The sequence below is a fragment of the Bowdeniella nasicola genome, assembly GCF_900107735.1.
GTDB classification, from domain to species: Bacteria; Actinomycetota; Actinomycetes; order Actinomycetales; family Actinomycetaceae; genus Bowdeniella; species Bowdeniella massiliensis.
The window spans coordinates 1-3,171 of sequence record NZ_FNQV01000027.1 but is presented as its reverse complement, the minus strand read 5'-3'; the positions used below and the strand labels follow the sequence as shown (position 1 = coordinate 3,171).

The 3,171-nt window shown below is 54.4% G+C and carries 1 protein-coding gene and 1 rRNA gene; both read right to left on the bottom strand.

Annotation, left to right across the window (positions count from 1 at the left end; translation table 11 throughout):
• Nucleotides 1-2,997 (bottom strand): 23S ribosomal RNA (locus tag BLU67_RS11975); the annotation flags it as partial.
• The coding region (locus tag BLU67_RS12475; RefSeq protein WP_222842498.1) for a hypothetical protein at nucleotides 2,984-3,171 on the bottom strand (188 nt) is incomplete at its 5' end. The genes BLU67_RS11975 and BLU67_RS12475, both read right to left, overlap by 14 nt.

Here is a 3,171-nt window from a genome sequence, read left to right as displayed (position 1 = left end):
GTTGGTGGATGGAAACCTTATCTTGAAGCAGGCTTCCCGCTTAGATGCTTTCAGCGGTTATCCTTACCGAACGTAGCTAACCAGCCATGCACCTGGCGGTACAACTGGCACACCAGAGGTTCGTCCGTCCCGGTCCTCTCGTACTAGGGACAGCCCTTCTCAAGTTTCCTGCGCGCGCAGCGGATAGGGACCGAACTGTCTCACGACGTTCTGAACCCAGCTCGCGTACCACTTTAATGGGCGAACAGCCCAACCCTTGGGACCTACTCCAGCCCCAGGATGTGACGAGCCGACATCGAGGTGCCAAACCATGCCGTCGATATGAACTCTTGGGCAAGATCAGCCTGTTATCCCCGGGGTACCTTTTATCCGTTGAGCGACCACGCTTCCACAAGCCATGGCCGGATCACTAGTTCCGACTTTCGTCCCTGTTCGACACGTCCGTCTCACAGTCAAGCTCCCTTGTGCACTTACACTCAACACCTGATTACCAACCAGGCTGAGGGAACCTTTGAGCGCCTCCGTTACTCTTTAGGAGGCAACCGCCCCAGTTAAACTACCCACCAGGCACTGTCCCTGATCCGGATCACGGACCGAGGTTAGACATTCAATACGATCAGAGTGGTATTTCAACGATGACTCCACACCCACTGACGTGGATGCTTCACAGTCTCCCACCTATCCTACACAAACCGCATCGAACACCAATACCAAGCTATAGTAAAGGTCCCGGGGTCTTTCCGTCCTGCTGCGCGAAACGAGCATCTTTACTCGTAGTGCAATTTCACCGAGTTCATGGTTGAGACAGCGGAGAAGTCGTTACGCCATTCGTGCAGGTCGGAACTTACCCGACAAGGAATTTCGCTACCTTAGGATGGTTATAGTTACCACCGCCGTTTACTGGGGCTTAAATTCTCAGCTTCACCACACACAAGGCGTGATTAACCGGTCCTCTTAACCTTCCAGCACCGGGCAGGCGTCAGTCCGTATACAGCGTCTTGCGACTTCGCACGGACCTATGTTTTTGATAAACAGTCGCTTCTCCCTGGTCTCTGCGGCCCACACCAGCTAAACCCGTAAAAGGGTTTTCACCAGGCGGGCCCCCCTTCTTCCAAAGTTACGGGGGCATTTTGCCGAGTTCCTTAACCATGATTATCTCGATCGCCTTAGTATTCTCTACTTGACCACCTGAGTCGGTTTAGGGTACGGGCGGCTCACACCTCGCGTCGAGGCTTTTCTCGGCAGCATAGGATCACCCTGTTATCCCCCAAAAATGGGGCCACCATCAGATCTCACACTTATATGAGGCGCGGATTTGCCTACACCTCGTGCTACATCCTTAGACACACATTGCCATTAAGTGCGCCGGGCTACCTTCCTGCGTCACCCCTGTTACTACGCTTACCTACTACCAGATCGGGTCACACGCGCAACCACCACCACCTCCCGAAGGAGACGATAGCAGTCTTGGGTGCTTAGCATCACTGGGCTCGGTACGGGCGGTGCTTTGCCGGTAGGAGAATATCAACTCCTTGTCCATCGACTACGCCTGACGGCCTCGCCTTAGGTCCCGACTTACCCAGGGCGGATTAACCTGGCCCTGGAACCCTTGGTCATTCGGCGGACGGGTTTCTCACCCGTCATTCGTTACTCATGCCTGCATTCTCACTCGTACACACTCCACGACACAATCACTTGGCCGCTTCATCGCAGTGCACGACGCTCCCCTACCCAACAACACAATGTGTCATTGTCACAGCTTCGGCGGTGTACTTAGCCCCGCTACATTATCGGCGCAGAATCACTTGACCAGTGAGCTATTACGCACTCTTTCAAGGGTGGCTGCTTCTAAGCCAACCTCCTGGTTGTCTATGCAACTCCACATCCTTTCCCACTTAGCACACGCTTAGGGGCCTTAGCTGATGATCTGGGCTGTTTCCCTCTCGACTACGAAGCTTATCCCCCGCAGTCTCACTGCCGCACAAAAATTTCACTGGCATTCGGAGTTTGGTTGACGTCAGTAACCCGGTGGGGCCCATCAGCCATCCAGTAGCTCTACCTCCAGCAAACCTACATACGACGCTGCACCTAAATGCATTTCGGGGAGAACCAGCTATCACGAAGTTTGATTGGCCTTTCACCCCTACCCACAGGTCATCCCCCCAGTTTTCAACCTAGGTGGGTTCGGTCCTCCACGACGTCTTACCATCGCTTCAACCTGCCCATGGGTAGATCACTTCGCTTCGGGTCTAGAACATGCGACTTTGGCGCGCTCTTCACACTCGCTTTCGCTACGGCTACCCCACACGGGTTAACCTCGCCACATGCCACTAACTCGCAGGCTCATTCTTCAAAAGGCACGCCATCACCCCAACCAAGGAGGCTCTGACGGATTGTAAGCATCCGGTTTCAGGTACTATTTCACTCCCCTCCCGGGGTACTTTTCACCATTCCCTCACGGTACTATCCACTATCGGTCACCAGAAAGTATTTAGGCTTACCCAGTGGTCTGGGCAGATTCACACGGGATTTCACGGGCCCCGTCCTACTTGGGAACACTATCTAGCAAGACTGCAGCATTTCGCCTACGGGGGTATCACCCACTACGCCAGGCCTTCCCAGACCCTTCGACTACACCACAGCTTTCTCACTTGCCCACCACGCGGCAGCATGATGACAACAGGCCCCACAACCCCACGCACGCAACCCCTGCCGGGTATCACACGCACGCAGTTTAGCCTCCTCCGCTTTCGCTCGCCACTACTCACGGAATATCTCTTCCTACGGGTACTAAGATGTTTCACTTCCCCGCGTTCCCCCCAACGCCCTATCAATTCAAGCGCTGGTAACCAGACACAACTCTGGCCAGGTTTCCCCATTCGGACACCCTCGGATCACAGCTCGTTTGCCAACTCCCCGAGGCATATCGCAGGCTACAACGTCCTTCTTCGGCTTCTGGTACCAAGGCATTCACCGAATGCTCTTACAAACTAGACCAAAAGATACTCGCGTCCACTATACAGTTCTCAAACAACCCACCCACACCCACCAGACCGCCCACAACGAGCCACCCAGCAGACAGGGCCACAAGAAAACCACCACACAGGCGATTCCCCCACAACCCAACAGCATGCCATTCCGTATAAAACCTTTTCGTGATGATTCCATCCA